The 794-nt window shown below is 59.1% G+C and carries 2 protein-coding genes; one reads left to right on the forward strand and one right to left on the reverse strand.

Annotation, left to right across the window (positions count from 1 at the left end; genetic code table 11):
• Nucleotides 1-196 (forward strand): hypothetical protein (locus ACR0KW_RS24225; protein WP_480807307.1); only part of this gene is annotated, 196 nt, incomplete at its 5' end.
• Nucleotides 197-209: 13 nt separating this feature from the next.
• Here ACR0KW_RS24225 and ACR0KW_RS24230 read toward each other — a convergent pair.
• Nucleotides 210-794, reverse strand: a 585-nt coding sequence (locus ACR0KW_RS24230) for an IS110 family RNA-guided transposase (RefSeq protein ID WP_480807308.1), incomplete at its 5' end; no start/stop codon positions are given.

Here is a 794-nt window from a genome sequence, read left to right on the forward strand (position 1 = left end):
CGGCTCGGGTACTGACATGTGTTCGGCCTGTTGCGCGGCCTTTGCACGTGCCGCTGGCCCGTATGGTGTTAGCAGATCAGGTCCAATTCAGATCCACGTGTTCGAAGCACTCTGTTGCAAACTGGTTTTCCTGATCCGATCTTTCGATCCGGATGCCATACCGCCGTCGTCCTCTTCCGTTTCCGCCGCCTCATAGTTGCGCGCGTGTGTTAGGCGAGCGCAACCGGAGCCCGGTAGACGTCTCCTTTGGCCATAATGGCCCAAACAATTCGCGCCATCTTGTTCACCAGGGCCACGCGAACCAGTAATGGTGGTTTGCGCTCAATCATGCGGGCAAGCCAAGAATCTGCTCCCGTTTTCTTGCGTGCTCGCCATAGAACCACGCTGTTGGCGCCGATAATCAGCAACCGCCTGAGCGAACGTTCTCCCATCTCTGTCGTAGCCCCGAGACGTTGCTTGCCCCCTGTGGAATGTTGTTTGGGAACCAATCCCAGCCAGGCGGCGAAGTCACGCCCCCGACGAAACGTTTCCGACGGTGGTGCAAGGGCAACCAACGCAGTGGCAATGAGCGGCCCGATACCCGGCACCGTCATCAGTCGGCGCGCCATTTCGTTGTCTCGCGCACGGCGGGCTATCTCCGCATCCAGTTCTCGAATCTGGCTGCTCAACCGGGTCAGCATTTCAATCAGGCCGTTCAGGCAAGCCTGCGCCGCTTCCGGTATAGAGGCCTCACAACCTTCCACTATGTCGACCAGCTTATGGATGTTGCGGGCACCTTGCGGGACCACGTGACC

This window comes from Ruegeria sp. CG11 (genome assembly GCF_056537245.1).